Genomic DNA, 14,304 nt, shown 5'->3' with positions numbered 1-14,304 from the left:
CCACGGCTGCGCGAGCTCCTGCGCATGGCGCAGGGCCCCGGCGTCCGGCTCGTCCTCGACCTCTCGGGCGTCACCCACTGCGACGTACTGGCTCTCGGCGTGCTCGTCGCCACGGCCCGCCGGGCCCGCTTCCACGGCGGCGAACTGCGCATCCTCGCGCCGTCGCCCGCCGTCTCCCGCGCGCTGGGCACGGGCGGGCTCCGCCGCCGCCTGAGCGTCTTCCCGGAGGCCGGGGCCCCGGTGGCGCGGCGGGCGGGCAAGCGGGCCGGGCTCCGCACGGACGCGGAGCGGCCGGCCGTCACTCCCCCGGAGCGGGCAGCGACGCACAGCCGTCGATGACATCGCGGGCCACGTCGGACAGCCGCAGATTGTTCGAACGGGCGTAACGGCGCAGCGAGTCGAATGCCCGCTCCATGTCGATACCGTGGCGCTCGGCGAGCTTCCCCTTGGCCTGCTCGATCACGACCCGGCTGTCGAGGGCTGTCTGCAACTGCTCGTTGAGCTGCTCGCTGCGCCGCGCCGAGCGCCGCTGCACGAGGCTGATGGTCGCGACGTCGGCCATGGCCTGGGCGATGGGCGAGCCGACCGGTCCGAACAGCAACGGATCGGCGCAGAAGAGGTTCAGGGCGCCGACGGTCTCGTTCCGCCAGCGCATCGGCAGGGCCTGCACCGCCGCCACGCCGCGCCGGCGGGCCTGGGGCACGAACCGCGGCCAGCGCACGGCCGCCGCCTTCACATCGGGTACGGCAACGGCGGTTCCCTGCCGGAAGCAGTCCAGGCAGGGGCCCTCCTCCTGCTGCACCTCGAAGAGTTCCAGCAGCCGTACGCGCTCGTCGGAGGCGGCCACGATCTTCAGCTCGCCGGACCGGTCCGCGAGCAGCACCCCGGCGGCGTTCACGCCGAGCACGCCCACACAGCGGTCGGTCAGGAGCCGGAGGAAGGCGAGCGGGTCGAATGCGGCGTCCAGGTTGTCCGCCAGTTCCACGAATGTCTTGGCCACGGCCTGCTCGTCCATGGTCTCCGTCCACCTCGGCACAGCTGATCCCCGCTCTATGCACCTGCCCTCTTAGTCGAGTTCGGAACAGAAAACCTTCGGAAAGATGGAAATTCACGTCGCCGACCGGAATATGTGAAGGCTGCACAGTCTGCGTTTGGGGCCGCCCCAGCGGGGGACCCGGAACGCCGGAACGCAGCCTTTGACCAGCTCAACCCTTTACCTGGCGCAACTCGATCCGTTTCGAACTAAGTCTGCTTGTTCCGGATCGAATTGGCCGGCATCGGATTGCCTCGACCCACCTCGGTCGACTTATCAGAGAGGGAGACGATGACCGTAGAAAAGACCACCGTCCTCGTCCTGGATTCCGCGGAGCCCGAGGAGCTCGCCGAGTTCTACGCGGGCCTGCTCGGCGGGGAGAGCACGCTGGGCAAGGACCCCGACTTCGTCGAGGTCACCGGCGGCCACGGCGTCTTCCTGGCCATCCACCGCGACCACGGCTACGCGCCGCCGAGCTGGCCGCGCCCCGAGGACTCCCAGCAGGCGCACCTGCGGATCGTCGTCGCGCGCGAGGACATGGACGAGGCGGAGCGCGAGGCGGTCAACCTCGGCGCGCGCCCCATCGACACCAAGGAGAACAACGGGCCGCGGGACGTACGGACGTACTCCGACCCGGCCGGGCACTCGTTCACGCTGGCGACGGCGCCCTGAGGGCGCCTCGGGCTACGGCCTGACCACGGGCCCGTGATCCGTGCGAATCACCCGTGATCCGTGCGAATCAAGCGATCCGGTACGGCTCCATGTCCTCGCGTCGCAGCGTCAGCCCGTGGCCCGGAGCCTGGCCTGGGGTCAGTTCGCCCCCCGAGGGGTCGAGCGCCCCGTCGAACAGCGTCGACTCGATGCGTACGTGGTCGTGGAACCACTCGATGTGCCGCAGGTTGGGCACGGCCGCCGCCGCGTGGACGTGCGCGTGCGGGGCGCAGTGCGCCGAGATCTCCAGGCCGTGGGCCTGCGCCAGCGCCGCCGCCCGGAGGAACTCCGTGACCCCGCCGCACCGGGTGGCGTCCGCCTGGAGGCAGTCGACCGCGCCCGCGCTCACCATCCGCGCGAAGTACGGCAGGTCGTAGCCGAACTTGCCGGCCGCGACGTCGCAGACGAGCGTGTCGCGGATGAGCCGCAGACCCTTCAGGTCGTCGGCGGCGACCGGCTCCTCCAGCCACCCGACGCCGTACTCGGCGAGCGCGCCGCCGACGCGTACGGCCTGCTTGCGGTTGTAGCCGCCGCCCGCGTCCACGTACAGCTCGGCCTTGTCGCCGATGATCTGGCGGGCCTGCCGGACGCGGGACAGGTCGCGCACGACCGCGCGGCCCCGGTCCTCGCCGATCTTGATCTTCACCCGGGGGATGCCCTGGCCGTGCACCCAGCCGCTGAGCTGGGAGGCCAGATGCGTGTCGTGGTACGTGGTGAAGCCGCCGCTGCCGTACACGGGCACCGTCTCGCGGGCCGCGCCGAGCAGCCCCACGAGCGGCACCTCGAACTGCCGGGCCTTGAGGTCCCACAGGGCGAGGTCCACGGCGGAGATCGCGCACGAGGCGATGCCGGGGCGGCCGGAGTCGCGTACCGCCCGGCACATCGCGTCGTGCAGCCGGGGCACGTCCAGGGCCGAACGGCCCAGCGTCGCGGGCGCCAGCTGCTCGTCGACGAACAGCCCGGCCGCCGCCGGGGCGTACGTCCAGCCCGTGCCGTACACCGTCCCGGCACGGGCCTCCACGACCACCACGGTCGTCGCGTCCCAGTCGAGCGTGGCGTCGGCCTCGGGCGCGTCGGTGGGGACGGAGTACGCGGACACCGCCAGTTGTTCCAGAGGTAGTTGGGGCTTCACAAGCTTTCAGTTCCTCCCCGCAGGCACTCGCGGACCGCTCCGCACCCGCACTCGGCCGCCGCGCATCCATGGCGATCCGGCCGGAGGCGGGGCCGGGCCCCGGCTTGCCGGGATGCGCTGGTACCAGGTCATGGGTTTTCCGGGTATCCCGCACGCCGGGCGGAAAACCCGCCAACAGACCTGACGGAGATGCCCACTTGGGGACGGTTCGGGCGCGGCGGCGGTGTTTGGTCCCGCCCTTGAGGGCTACTCCGAAGCGGACACCCCACGAGAGGAAGGCACCACGCGATGACTGTTGTCCCGGCACAACAAAGCGGGGGCTCGGGCGGCACCAGCGGCCTGTACGACGTCCTGGAACTCGTCCTCGACCGGGGGCTCGTGATCGACGCATTCGTCCGTGTCTCGCTCGTAGGCATCGAGATCCTGAAGATCGACGTACGGGTGGTCGTCGCGAGCGTCGACACCTATCTGCGGTTCGCCGAGGCGTGCAACCGGCTCGACCTGGAGGCCGGGCCGCGCAAGGACCCGGGCCTGCCGGACCTGGTCGGCGAGATCACCGAGTCCGGGGCCCGCGGCAAGTCCAAGGGCGCCCTGTCCGGCGCGGCCGAGACCGTCTCGAACGCCTTCAACCAGGCCCGCGAGGAGAGCCAGAGCGGTCAGAGCGGCCAGAGCTCGCAAAGCTCTCAGGGCGAGTCCCGACCGCGCGCCAAGCGCACCGCCGCGAGGGGCCGGAAGGAGGAGGAGTAGGAGTGAGCACGTACGTGTACGGCATCACGCGCAGCTCACATCCGCGCCTCCCCGAGGAGACGGCAGGCGTCGGCGACCCGCCGCGGCCCGTACGCGTCATCGCCGCGGGCCGGCTCGCGGCCCTGGTGAGCGACGCGCCGCCGGACCTCAAGCCCAAGCGGCGCGAACTGCTCGCGCACCAGAGCGTGCTCGCCGAGGCGAGCACGGCCGGGCCCGTGCTGCCGATGCGGTTCGGCGGGGTCTCGCCCGACGACGACGCGGTCACGGCCGCGCTCACCGCGCACGAGGAGCACTACCTCGAACGGCTGGGGACCCTGGACGGCAAGGCCGAGTACAACGTGAAGGCCACCCACGACGAGGAGGCCGTGCTCCAGCGGGTGCTCATCGACGCCCCCGAGCTGCGGGAGCTGCGGGAGGCCAACAAGGCGGCGGGCGGCGGCAGCCACGAGGACCGGCTGCGCCTCGGCGAACTGGTCGCGACGGCGGTGCAGGAGCGCGAACCGCGGGACGCGGCGCTCCTGCGGAACGCCCTCGAAGGCGCGGCGGAGGACACCTGTCCCGGCCCGCCGAGCGGGGGCTGGCTGGCGAACATCTCGTTCCTGGTGGACCGCGAGCACGGCGAGGAGTTCGTCGCCGCCGTCGCGGCGCTGCGCCGCGAGAACCCGCACCTCGTCCTCCGGGTGAACGGCCCACTGCCGCCGTACAGCTTCGTGGAGTGACGCATGGGCCTCCTGGGAGAGCTGCTGCTCCTGCCCGTAGCCCCACTGCGCGGCACCGGATGGGTGCTGCGGCAGGTGCTGACCGAGGCCGAGCGGCAGTACTACGACCCGTCGGCCGTCCAGCGCGAACTGGCGGAGCTCTCGCGGCTGCTGGACGCGGGCGAGATCGACGAGGACGAGTTCGACCGGCGCGAGGACGAACTTCTCGACCGGTTGCAGGCGCGACAAGCACAACAGACACAGCAGACACAGCAGACACAGCAGACACAGACGAGAACGGGAGAGATATGAACAGCCGGCTGGCAATAGGGCTCGCCGTGGGCGCGGGATACGTGCTCGGGCGGACGAAGAAGGCGAAGCTCGCCTTCGGCATCGGGACGCTGGTGATGGGCAAGCGCCTCCAGCTGAACCCGAAGTCGATCGCGGACTTCGCCGCCGCGCAACTGGCGGACAACCCCCAGTTCAAGGAGATCGGCGACCAGCTGCGGGACGACCTGCGCGGGGTCGGCAAGGCCGCGACCGGCGCGCTGGTCAACCGGCAGCTGGAAGGTCTGGCGGACCGGCTGCACGACCGTACGGCCGGGGTGCAGGACCGGCTGTCGGGGGTGGTGCCGGGATCTGTCGTGGACAGTGAGGAGGACGGCGCGGAGGACAGCGCGGGGGACGGCGAGGGGGACGGCGGGAAGGAGTCTGACTCGGAGTCCGCGAGCGGTACGGCCCGCCGGAAGCCGTCGTCATCGGCGCGCAGGCCCTCGGCGGCCGGAGCGGCCGGGAAGGCCGCCGGGGCCGCCAAGTCCGGGCAGCGCACAGCGTCCAAGACGGCGCCCGCCAAGAAGACGGCGGGTAAGGCGGCAGGAAAGACCGCGGGCAAGACGGCCAGTGCCGCGCGTACGACGAGGGCGGGTGGTGACCGTGGCTGAGCCCCTGACCGCCAACCCGGCGGTGGACCGCCTCAAGACGGAGCTCCAGAAGTACGCGCTCGCCCAGGCCGAACGCCTGCTCACCGGCGCGGGCCGCAAGCTCGGCGAGAGCACCGTGAAGCTGACCGACATCGCGGAGGGCCGCAGCCCCGGCTTCGCGAAACTGGCGCTCGACGGCGGCCGGAAGATCGCCGAGGGCAAGGGCCCGGTGCGCAGCGCCCTGGAAGTCGGCGCGTCCCATCTCAAGGACAACGTGGTGGAGACGGCCAAGGGGCTGGGCGGCGGCAAGCGCAAGAAGGGCGGCGGCGGCCGGAAGCCGACGGTCATCGTGGAGTCCGTGGACGTCGGAGTTCCGGTGCGCGAGGCGTACGACCAGTGGACCCAGTACCAGGAGTTCGCCACCTTCGCCAAGGGCGTCAGGAGCGCGGACTCCGCCGACGACACCACCTCGGACTGGAAGCTCAAGATCTTCTGGTCGACGCGCAGTTGGAAGGCGCGCACCACGGAACAGGTGCCGGACGCCCGGATCGTATGGACCTCGGAAGGCGCCAAGGGCACGACGAAGGGCGTCGTCACCTTCCACGCGCTGGCGGAGAACCTCACGCGGGTGCTGCTGATCATCGAGTACTACCCGAAGGGCCTCTTCGAACGGACCGGCAACATCTGGCGGGCCCAGGGCCGCCGCGCCCGGCTGGACCTCAAGAACTTCGCGCGGCACATCTCGCTGCGCGGCGAGGCGCAGGACGGCTGGCGGGGCGAGATCCGGGACGGCGAGGTCGTGGTCAGCCATGAGGACGCGGTGGCGGAGGAGGAAGAGGACGAACAAGAGCAGGAGGAGAGCCGCGAGGAGGACCGTACGGGGGAGGCCGAGGAGCCCGAAGCGGAGGCGGACGCGGAGGACGAGGCCGAGGACGACGAGGACGAAGACGAGGGCGAACTGATCGACGAGGCCGAGGCCGAGGATGATGCCGAGTACGAACCGGACGACGAGGCCGACCTGGACGCCGAGGAACCGGAAGACGCCGAAGAGTCCGACGACGACACGGCTGACGCGCGCAAGCAGCGGGAGTACGCGCACGCCGGGAACCGCGGCCGCCGATGACGACCGCGAGCCGCCTCCCCGGTACGTACGGCCCCGACGGCGGGGCGAACCTCGCCGACATCCTGGAGCGCGTACTCGACAAGGGCGTCGTCATCGCGGGCGACATCCGGATCAACCTGCTCGACATCGAGCTGCTGACCATCAAGCTCCGGCTGATCGTCGCCTCCGTCGACAAGGCCAAGGAGATGGGCATCGACTGGTGGGAGGACGACCCGTCGCTCTCCTCCGGCGCCCGTCACCGCGAACTCGCGGCGGAGAACGAACGGTTGCAGCACCGCTTGGCGGAGCTGGAACACCGTGACACCGCCTGATCAGCGGGCGCGAGCCCAGGCCCGTACCGACCGCAAGACCCTGGACGGCGAGGACGTCGAGACGGTCTCGGAGCGCGGGGTTTGCGCGGGCGCACGCGGGGTGACTCGGACGCTGTTCTCACGGAAGGACAGAGCCATGGCAGCGCTCGCCGTCGTACTCATCGCCTTACTGATCCCGCCCGCCGCACTCGGCATGATGCTGGCGCTCGGCCGCTACGAGGAAGTGATGCTGCCACCGCCGAAGCCGGGCCCCTTCGAGATATCCGCGGCGCCCACGGCGCACGACGCGGCACGGCGGTGAGCACGTACGTACCGGCCGTCGGCGTCAGGCGGTCCCCTCGGCGTCAGGCCCTCCGGCCGCCGTGCGGGCGGTGACCAGGCCCGTTTCGTAGGCCGCGATGACCGCTTGGGCGCGGTCGCGGACGGCGAGCTTGTCGAAGATGCTGGTGATGTAGTTCTTGACGGTGGAGAGGCTGATGCCCAGTTCGCGGGAGATCTCGGTGTTGTCGAGGCCGGTGGCCATCAGGTGCCACACCTCGACTTCGCGGGCGGTGAGGCCGGCGGCCCGGCCGGCCGGGGCCCGTCGCGCTTCGCGTGGCGCGCGTACGTAGGCGGAGATCAGCCGGGTGAGCAGGCGCGGCGCGACGGCGGCCTCGCCCGCGTGGACGGTGCGGATCGCCGCGCCCAGGTCCTCCGGGGAGCTGTCCTTGGGCAGGAAACCGTAGGCTCCGGCGCGCAGCGCGCCCACGACGTACTCGTCGAGATCGAAGGTGCTCAGGGCCAGCACCCGGCAGCCGGGCTCGGCGGCGGCCAGCTGCTCGGTCGCGCCGACGCCGTCGAGTACGGGCATCCGGACGTCCATCACCACGACGTCGGGGTGCAGCCGACGGGCGAGGGCGACGGCCTGCGCGCCGTCCTCGGCCTCTCCGACCACCTCGAAGGCCGGGTCGGGGGAGAGGATGAGCGACAGACCTCGGCGGACGAGCGGCTGGTCGTCCACGATCAGCACCTTGATCGTCGGTGATACGTGCGTGGCCCCGCTCCCGGCCTCGTTCCCAGCCCTTGCCCCGGCCTCGGCCCCATTCGTGGTCATCCGCTCACTCCCTCGTGCTTGACGGCAGCCGTTTCCGCCTCGCCCACCGCGTCCGCCTCATCCGCGTCCACCGGCAACTCGGCCACCACGGCGAACCCTCCATCGACCTGCGGCCCGACGGTGAGCGTGCCGCCGTGCAGGGCGACGCGCTCGCGCATCCCGATCAGGCCGTAGCCGCTCGCCCCCGGAGCCGACGGCCCTTCCTGCGGCGACGCGCCCCCGCCGTCGTCCCGCACCTCGACCCCGACCCTGTCCTGACGGTACGTCAGCTGTACGGACGCACGGGCGGCCCCCGCGTACTTGCGGGTGTTGGTGAGCGCCTCCTGGACGATCCTGAACACCGTGAGGCCGACGGTCGGCGGCAGCGGGCGCCGCTGCCCGTGGACGGCGAACTCGGTCGGCAGCCCGGCGACGCGGGACTCGTCCACCAGGCGGCCTAGGTCGTCGACGCCGGGCTGGGGCAGCGACGGCGCGGCCTCCGGTTCGTCCCCGGCCCGCAGTACGTCGAGGAGCTGGCGCATCTCGCGCAGCGCGAGCCGCCCGGAGGACTCCAGGGTGACCAGGGCGTCCCGTACCACCTCCGGCTGCGCGAGGTTGGCCCGCGCGCCGCCGGCCATCAGCTGCATGGTGGTGATGTGGTGGGCCACGATGTCGTGCAACTCCCGTGCGATGCGGCGGCGTTCGTCGGCCACCGCGCGGTCGGCGAGCAGCCTGCGGTTGGCCGCCACCTCCCGCTGCCAGCGGTTGACCGCCAGGGCCGTGCCGACGACGATCAGGGTGGAGAGGGGCGGGGTGATCACTTCCTGCCAGGGCGGCAGCCGCCCCCCGCTCTGGCTCAGCAGCGTCACCGCCACCGTCGCGACGGCCGCGACCGCCGTGACCCTGCCCGTACAGTCCCTGGCGACCTGGTACACGGCGACCACCAGGACGGCGCCGAAGTGGCTGGGCAGCGGCACGGTCAGGGCGGCTGCCGCGTCGAGCGCCAGGACGGCGGCGAGCGTCGCCACCGGGTACCGGCGCCGGGCGAGCAGCGGCACGGCCGCCAGCGCCACGAGGACGAACCCGGTCACGCTCACTTCGTTCCGGCCGCCGGGGACGTCGAAGAACACATAGCTGAGCAGGTTCATCGCGCAGGCGCCGGCGGTCACGAGCGCGTCGTTGCGCGACCACGGCGGCTCGGTGGCGGTGGCGGTGGTGGTGTCAGTGGCGGTGGTGGTGTCAGTGGTGGTGTCAGTGGCGGTGGTGGTGGCGGCGGCGGTGGTGGTGGCGCGCGGCGGATCTTGGGCGTCACCGGGACCGGTGTGACGGCTCCTGGGCATGTCGTTTCCTCTGTGTACGGCCTCCCGGCCCCCTGAACAGGGTTGCACAGCGGTACGCGGCCCGTGCCCGTACGGCCCCGGGGCCATGACGAGGACCAGGACCAGGGTCCTGGTCACGGGTGGGGAGAGGCCCCAGGGCCCCGTTCCGGATCCTCCGCTGCCACGACGCCCGGCGGCAGGTCGGGGTGATGGTCTGGAGACCCGGCCGGGCCCCCGTCCGAGACCCACATCCGCTCCTCCCCCTCCCCTCCCCCAGCTCGTCCGCCGCCCGGCAGACGCCCGCCCTCGAAACCGTCCGCCGGAGGACAGCATGATCCGCGCCCTGACCCGGTACTCCACCAGGCACCCGTGGAAGATCATCACCATCTGGTTGGTGGTGGGCATCGCGCTGAGCGCCCTCACCCCCACCCTGATCTCGCGCGTCACCCAGCCCCAGACCGGTGACTTCCTGCCCCGCAGCTACGACTCCGCCGCCGCGCAGCAGATCGCCCAGGAGCGGTTCGGGGTGGACCCCGACGCCACGACGGTGACGGTGCTGGTCGCCCGTTCCGACGGCAGGGCCCTCGACGCCGCCGACCGGAAGCGGATCGCGGCCGAGGCGGCGAAGCTGTCCCACCGCCGCGTGATCATGCCGAGGGAGGACGACGGCCCGCGGTTCCTGATCCCGGACCGCTCCCAGACGCCGAAGGTCGCCCCGGCGGTGACGGCGCCCGACCGGAGCTTCGGACTGCTCACCGTCCAGTTGCTCGGAAACCCCACGGACAAGGGGGTCCAGGGCGTCTACCGGGCCTTCCGGGACGCCGCCAGGACGCAGTTCTCCGAGGCGGGGATGCGCACCGGATTCACCGGGGGCCTCGCCGAGACCGTGGACACCACCGACGCCCACGAGATCGCCGCGAAGGTCGGCGGCGCGATCGTCATGGGGCTCATCATCCTGCTGAACGTGCTGGTGTTCCGCAGCGCGCTGGCGTCCCTGCTGCCGATCCTCGCGGTCGCCGTCATCGGCTTCGTGGCGGCGGGCGCCGTCTCGGGCGCCGCGCTGCTGACCGGCAACAAGCTCGACGCGAGCACCCCGGCGCTGCTCAACGTGGTGCTGCTCGGCATCGGCATCGACTACCTCCTGTTCCTGCTGTTCCGCTTCCGCGAACATCTGCGCTCCCGGCCCGAGCAGCCGGCGCGCGAGGCCGCCGCGCAGGTCTCCGCCCGCGTGGGCACCGCGATCACCTCGGCGGCGCTGACCATCGTGGCCGCGTTCGCGACGCTGGGCCTGGCGACGTTCGGGCAGTTCCGTTCGCTGGGGCCCGCGATAGCCGTCGCGGTCCTGGTGATGCTGCTCGGCAGCCTCACCCTGATGCCGGCGCTGCTCGCGGCCGCCGGGCGCAAGATGTTCTGGCCCGGCCGCACCCTGCGCCAGGAGCCGCGCGACGGCCGGGCCGCCCGCCTCGGAACGCTGATCACGCGGCGGCCGCTGCTGATGCTGGCGGCGTCCGTGGCCTTGCTCGCCGCGCTGGCCGCCGGGCTGACCGGTATTCGCATGGACTACGGCCGCAGCGACTCCGGCGAGCGGACCCCCGCCGCGACCACGGCGGCCGAGATCGCCCGCGCGCTGCCGGCCGGGGTGTCGGACCCGACGAGCGTTTACGTCACCGCCGAGAACGACGGCCCCCTCACCACCGCCGCGCTCGACGGCCTCGCCCGCTCGCTCGGCAAGGTCGAGGGCGTGGGCCAGGTGGCGCCGACCGTCCTCAACCAGGACCGCCGCGCCGCCAGGATCGATGTCTATCCGACCGCCGACCCGCAGAGCCAGCGCGCCCGCGACCTGGCGTCCGGACCGATCCGGGCGGCGGTCGCCGCGCACACGCCCGCCGGGCTGACGGCGCACGTGGGCGGCACGGCGGCGATCTTCGCCGACGTCGCGACGGCCGTCGACCACGACCTGAGGATCGTGTTCCCGGTCGCGGCCGCGCTGATCGCGCTGATCCTGCTGCTGCTCCTGCGCAGCCTGCTCGCGCCGATCGTCCTGATGCTCTCCGTCGGCCTCGGCTTCGCCGCCACTCTCGGCGCCGCCACGCTGCTGTTCCAGCACACCCTCGGCCAACCGGGGGTCAGCTTCTCCCTCCCCCTCGTGCTGTTCCTGTTCGTCGTGGCGCTGGGCACCGACTACAACATCCTGATCTCCGACCGCATCCGCGAGGAAATGCGGCAACCGGGCCCGGCCCGCGCCGCCGTGAGCCGCGCCGTCCGGCACACGACACCGGCCATCGCCCTGGCCGGCCTGGTGCTCGCAGGCTCCTTCGCCACACTGGCCACCACTCCGGGAAGCGAACAGGTCGCCTTCGCGATGGCCCTCGGCATCATGCTCTCCGCCCTCGTCCTCTCCCTGGTACTCGTCCCCGCCGTCGCCGCACTGCTCGGCCGGGCCATCTGGTGGCCGGTACGCCCGGGGCGGGCTTCGCGGGGCGGGCCGTCAGGGCACGGTACGGAGGGGGGCACTGCCGGCCCGGAGTACGAGCAGGTGTATCCGTCCGGGTCGCATGGGTCGTATCGGTCGCACGGTTCGTATGGGTCGCACACGTCGTAGGGGCCGCACGGTTCGTACGAGGGGCGTACGGGGAACGGGCAGTCGGCGCGCGTCATCTGAGCGACGTCGGGTCCGCCTTCCGGGGAGCCGAAGCGGCGGGACAAGCTGCGATCTCCTCCCTGTCGTCGTGGTCAAGCGCGAACCACACGTGTTTGGCGATGGATTGCTCGTTGCGGCGGGGCCAGGTAACTCCCCAATGCGACGCGAGCGCGTGCACGAGGTGCAGCCCCCGCCCCCGTTCGTCACCGTCCCGCTCTTCTTGCAACTGTGGGCGTACGTAGGGGGCGTCGTCCCACACAGCCACGCGGATACGCGCGAACCGCACGGCCACGTCGACGTGCACGACGGGTGTGCCGGTGTGCATGTGCACGTTCGTGACGATCTCGCTGACGAGCAGCTGGGCGGGGTCGGCGAGACAACCGTGGTCGGTCAGGACGAGGAGGTCGGCTACGAGGGTCCGGGCGATCTTCGGGGCCAGGACGCCGCTCGGCAGGCTGACGCGGAACGACTGGCGTTGTGGAACTTCCGGGTGGCGGTTGCGGGGTACAAGGCTCATGGCTACGTCTCCCAACGCGTCTGTAGCACGCGCTGCTTGCCGCCGTGGCTCGACCTCCGCGAACACGCCCTGTGGGCATGCCCAAGCGGCTGCACTGCGGTCTTACTGGCATGAGGCGCTGTGCTGCCTGAAAGGTAGTGGCATACATGCTACGTAGCAAGTAGGTATGTGCTGCTAGTGCGAACGGGTGGACCATGGCACGGTTACGCGGGACACTCTGACCAGACAGGGGAAGGTGACATGCCAGCGAGGGACAACCCGACCGCACGTCAGGCGCGTTTGGGTGCCGAGCTGCGGAAGCTGCGCGAAAGCGCGGGCAGGGCAGCACGCGAGGCGGCCGGTTTGCTGTCGACCGATCAAGCGAAGATCAGCCACACCGAATCCGGAAGGATCGGCGTTTCCGAGGAGCGCATTCGCCGGTTGGCCACCTTTTACTCGTGCGACGACGCCGAATTGATCGAAGCGCTCTGCGCCATAGCACGCGAGCACCGCGGCCAATTCTGGTGGGATGAGTACCGCGGGGTACTCGCCCCGGGATTCCTCGATATCGCGGAGCTCGAACACCACGCGACCTTTATGCGCTCCATGCAATCCGTCACCATGCCCGGCATCTTCCAGACCGAGGACTACGCCCGCGCCATCTACTCCGGCCACGTACCCGCCCTCCCCTCCAACGAGGCGGACGTGCGCGTCGAACACAGGATGCGGCGCCGGAGCGTATTCGAGCGGCAAGACCCGCCGCAGTTCGAGGCGGTCATCCACGAGGCCGCGCTGCGCATGCGTTTTGGCGGACGCAAGGTGGCGAGGTCACAGCTCGAATACCTCATCGAGGTTTCGGAGTGGCCCACCGTCACCGTCCGCGTCATCCCCTTCACATGCGAAAGCTTCATTGAAGCCACGCAACCGGTCCTGTACGCCGGCGGCGTCGTTCCGCAGCTGGACACCGTCCAGATCGACAGCGCATTGGGAGGCCGCTTCCTGGACGCCGACGCCGAACTCAAGAAATACCGGGCGCTGATCGACACCGCAGAAGCCGCGGCGCTTGACGCAACAGAATCACAGCAGCTAATCCACCACATCGCGCGAGAACTGTGAGACATCCAAGCATGGAACTGAAGTGGCAGAAGTCCTCCTTCTCCGGCGCAGGAGGCGAGAACTGCGTCGAGATCGCGGAGCGGGGCGACAGCATAATGATCCGCGAGAGTGACACCCCGAACGCGCAGACGAGCACGAGCCGTAGCAAATTTGCTGCACTCATCAAGGGCGTTCGGGCTGGGAAGTTCGACCACTTCGCCGGTTAACACGTCACTGACCAGCGACTGAGCCCCTCGGCCCCAGCGGCGAGGGGCTCTTGTCGTAATCCGTTCGACATATCTGCCACGTAGCAGGCTTGCCACGTAGTGGCGGCGACGCTACGGTCACGGTGCGTGGCCGAGCGGGGTCGCAGCCAAGGCCCCACACCGCGCTCGACACGAGGCAACTCCCCCTGCCTGCACATCGGTTCGAGAGAGGCTGTGGCATGACGACGCAAACCTCCACTACCTGCAACTACTGCCAGTCCCTGACGGAGAAGCTCGCCAGGGCGGAACAAGAGCGCGACCCCAGTGCAGCCCTGGACTGCCGCGTACTCCTGGCGCGACACGAGGACCAGGGCCACCCGGAATCACAGGCAGCAACGTCAACGTGATACCCACGCGTCACACAGCAAAGGGACTTGGGTACGTACCCTCGTCATGCGAACACGCAAAAGGGTGGCGGCGCGGCAAGCCCGGAGACATGCATCGCTGCCCGACCTGCGGCACGGAACGTACCGAGTCGTACGAGCCACTGCGGTTCCCGCTCCCCACCGAGGACTGCACGGAGCAGGCACCGCGTTGAGCCCCGCCCCCGATAGGGGGGCGGTTGCCACGTGGGGCGACATTGCGCCCGGTCAGGCGCAGGTCACCGACTCGGGCCCTCCGTGCCCAAAGCACAGCCGGTGCATCTCGGGCCTGCGGCCCAAAACACCTCCAGTAGGTGGAGGTTGAGGGAAACCCTCCCTGGGAGTGCTGCCGCGTGGGGCGGTATTTGCGCTCGGCTG

At 70.9% G+C, this 14,304-nt stretch carries 19 protein-coding genes; 14 read left to right on the top strand and 5 right to left on the bottom strand.

Going from position 1 to position 14,304, the window contains the following annotated elements; all coding sequences use genetic code 11:
• The coding region (locus tag ACFU99_RS12665; RefSeq protein ID WP_384389891.1) for an STAS domain-containing protein at window positions 1–339 on the top strand (339 nt) is incomplete at its 5' end.
• Here the strand turns inward: ACFU99_RS12665 and ACFU99_RS12660 are convergent.
• Entirely contained in the window at window positions 299–1,015 is a 717-nt protein-coding gene (locus tag ACFU99_RS12660; RefSeq protein WP_384389888.1) for a GAF and ANTAR domain-containing protein, read from the bottom strand. The two genes, ACFU99_RS12665 and ACFU99_RS12660, sit on opposite strands and share 41 nt — an antisense overlap.
• Before the next feature lie 309 nt (window positions 1,016–1,324).
• On the opposite strand from ACFU99_RS12660, the gene ACFU99_RS12655 reads away from it, so the two are divergent.
• Window positions 1,325–1,705, top strand: a complete 381-nt coding sequence (locus tag ACFU99_RS12655) for a VOC family protein (protein WP_384389885.1) — start codon at window positions 1,325–1,327, stop codon at window positions 1,703–1,705.
• 67 nt (window positions 1,706–1,772) lie between these two features.
• Here ACFU99_RS12655 and ACFU99_RS12650 read toward each other — a convergent pair whose 3' ends face one another.
• Entirely contained in the window at window positions 1,773–2,876 is a 1,104-nt protein-coding gene (locus ACFU99_RS12650) for an enolase C-terminal domain-like protein (RefSeq protein ID WP_384389882.1), read from the bottom strand.
• Between the two features lie 288 nt (window positions 2,877–3,164).
• Here ACFU99_RS12650 and ACFU99_RS12645 point away from each other — a divergent pair, with 288 nt between their 5' ends.
• The 7 genes from ACFU99_RS12645 to ACFU99_RS12615 all read left to right on the top strand — a co-directional run bounded on the left by ACFU99_RS12645 (window position 3,165) and on the right by ACFU99_RS12615 (window position 6,976).
• Window positions 3,165–3,623, top strand: coding sequence for a gas vesicle structural protein GvpA (locus ACFU99_RS12645; RefSeq protein ID WP_384389879.1), 459 nt, complete (start codon window positions 3,165–3,167; stop codon window positions 3,621–3,623).
• Window positions 3,624–3,625: 2 nt separating this feature from the next.
• Window positions 3,626–4,342: a GvpL/GvpF family gas vesicle protein gene (locus ACFU99_RS12640; RefSeq protein WP_384389876.1), complete on the top strand. Its 717-nt coding sequence runs from the start codon at window positions 3,626–3,628 to the stop codon at window positions 4,340–4,342.
• Between the two features lie 3 nt (window positions 4,343–4,345).
• Window positions 4,346–4,633, top strand: coding sequence for a gas vesicle protein GvpG (locus tag ACFU99_RS12635; RefSeq protein ID WP_384389873.1), 288 nt, complete (start codon window positions 4,346–4,348; stop codon window positions 4,631–4,633).
• Window positions 4,630–5,262, top strand: coding sequence for a DNA primase (locus tag ACFU99_RS12630; protein WP_384389870.1), 633 nt, complete (start codon window positions 4,630–4,632; stop codon window positions 5,260–5,262). The genes ACFU99_RS12635 and ACFU99_RS12630 overlap by 4 nt, the downstream gene beginning before the upstream one ends.
• On the top strand, window positions 5,255–6,364 hold the full coding sequence (locus ACFU99_RS12625) for an SRPBCC family protein (protein WP_384389868.1): 1,110 nt from the start codon (window positions 5,255–5,257) through the stop codon (window positions 6,362–6,364). Before ACFU99_RS12630 ends, ACFU99_RS12625 begins: the two co-directional genes overlap by 8 nt.
• A complete protein-coding gene (locus ACFU99_RS12620) occupies window positions 6,361–6,675 on the top strand; it encodes a gas vesicle protein (protein WP_384389866.1) in 315 nt (104 codons plus the stop codon). Before ACFU99_RS12625 ends, ACFU99_RS12620 begins: the two co-directional genes overlap by 4 nt.
• A gap of 136 nt (window positions 6,676–6,811) precedes the next feature.
• A complete protein-coding gene (locus ACFU99_RS12615) occupies window positions 6,812–6,976 on the top strand; it encodes a hypothetical protein (RefSeq protein WP_384389863.1) in 165 nt (54 codons plus the stop codon).
• Window positions 6,977–7,000: 24 nt separating this feature from the next.
• Here ACFU99_RS12615 and ACFU99_RS12610 read toward each other — a convergent pair whose 3' ends face one another.
• Both ACFU99_RS12610 and ACFU99_RS12605 read right to left on the bottom strand, forming a co-directional pair.
• Entirely contained in the window at window positions 7,001–7,768 is a 768-nt protein-coding gene (locus ACFU99_RS12610; protein ID WP_384389860.1) for a response regulator, read from the bottom strand.
• Window positions 7,765–9,087, bottom strand: coding sequence for a sensor histidine kinase (locus tag ACFU99_RS12605; protein ID WP_384389858.1), 1,323 nt, complete (start codon window positions 9,085–9,087; stop codon window positions 7,765–7,767). Before ACFU99_RS12605 ends, ACFU99_RS12610 begins: the two co-directional genes overlap by 4 nt.
• 310 nt (window positions 9,088–9,397) lie before the next feature.
• On the opposite strand from ACFU99_RS12605, the gene ACFU99_RS12600 reads away from it, so the two are divergent.
• Window positions 9,398–11,668 carry an MMPL family transporter gene (locus ACFU99_RS12600; RefSeq protein ID WP_384389855.1) on the top strand — a complete coding sequence of 757 codons (2,271 nt, stop codon included), beginning with the start codon at window positions 9,398–9,400 and terminating at the stop codon, window positions 11,666–11,668.
• A gap of 52 nt (window positions 11,669–11,720) precedes the next feature.
• Here the strand turns inward: ACFU99_RS12600 and ACFU99_RS12595 are convergent, their stop codons facing one another.
• Entirely contained in the window at window positions 11,721–12,224 is a 504-nt protein-coding gene (locus ACFU99_RS12595; RefSeq protein ID WP_384389853.1) for an ATP-binding protein, read from the bottom strand.
• A gap of 240 nt (window positions 12,225–12,464) precedes the next feature.
• On the opposite strand from ACFU99_RS12595, the gene ACFU99_RS12590 reads away from it, so the two are divergent.
• The 4 genes from ACFU99_RS12590 to ACFU99_RS12575 all read left to right on the top strand — a co-directional run bounded on the left by ACFU99_RS12590 (window position 12,465) and on the right by ACFU99_RS12575 (window position 14,102).
• The gene (locus tag ACFU99_RS12590) at window positions 12,465–13,319 is read left to right on the top strand and encodes a helix-turn-helix domain-containing protein (RefSeq protein WP_384389850.1); all 855 of its coding nucleotides are present in this window, start codon (window positions 12,465–12,467) and stop codon (window positions 13,317–13,319) included.
• A gap of 11 nt (window positions 13,320–13,330) precedes the next feature.
• Window positions 13,331–13,525 carry a DUF397 domain-containing protein gene (locus ACFU99_RS12585; protein WP_384389847.1) on the top strand — a complete coding sequence of 65 codons (195 nt, stop codon included), beginning with the start codon at window positions 13,331–13,333 and terminating at the stop codon, window positions 13,523–13,525.
• A gap of 218 nt (window positions 13,526–13,743) precedes the next feature.
• Window positions 13,744–13,911, top strand: coding sequence for a hypothetical protein (locus ACFU99_RS12580; protein ID WP_384389844.1), 168 nt, complete (start codon window positions 13,744–13,746; stop codon window positions 13,909–13,911).
• On the top strand, window positions 13,908–14,102 hold the full coding sequence (locus ACFU99_RS12575; RefSeq protein ID WP_384389842.1) for a DUF6255 family natural product biosynthesis protein: 195 nt from the start codon (window positions 13,908–13,910) through the stop codon (window positions 14,100–14,102). Before ACFU99_RS12580 ends, ACFU99_RS12575 begins: the two co-directional genes overlap by 4 nt.
• The last annotated feature ends 202 nt before the right edge of the window (window positions 14,103–14,304 follow it).

This window comes from Streptomyces sp. NPDC057654 (assembly GCF_042800135.1).
Lineage (GTDB): Bacteria > Actinomycetota > Actinomycetes > Streptomycetales > Streptomycetaceae > Streptomyces.
This window is presented reverse-complemented; position numbering and strand designations above follow the sequence as displayed.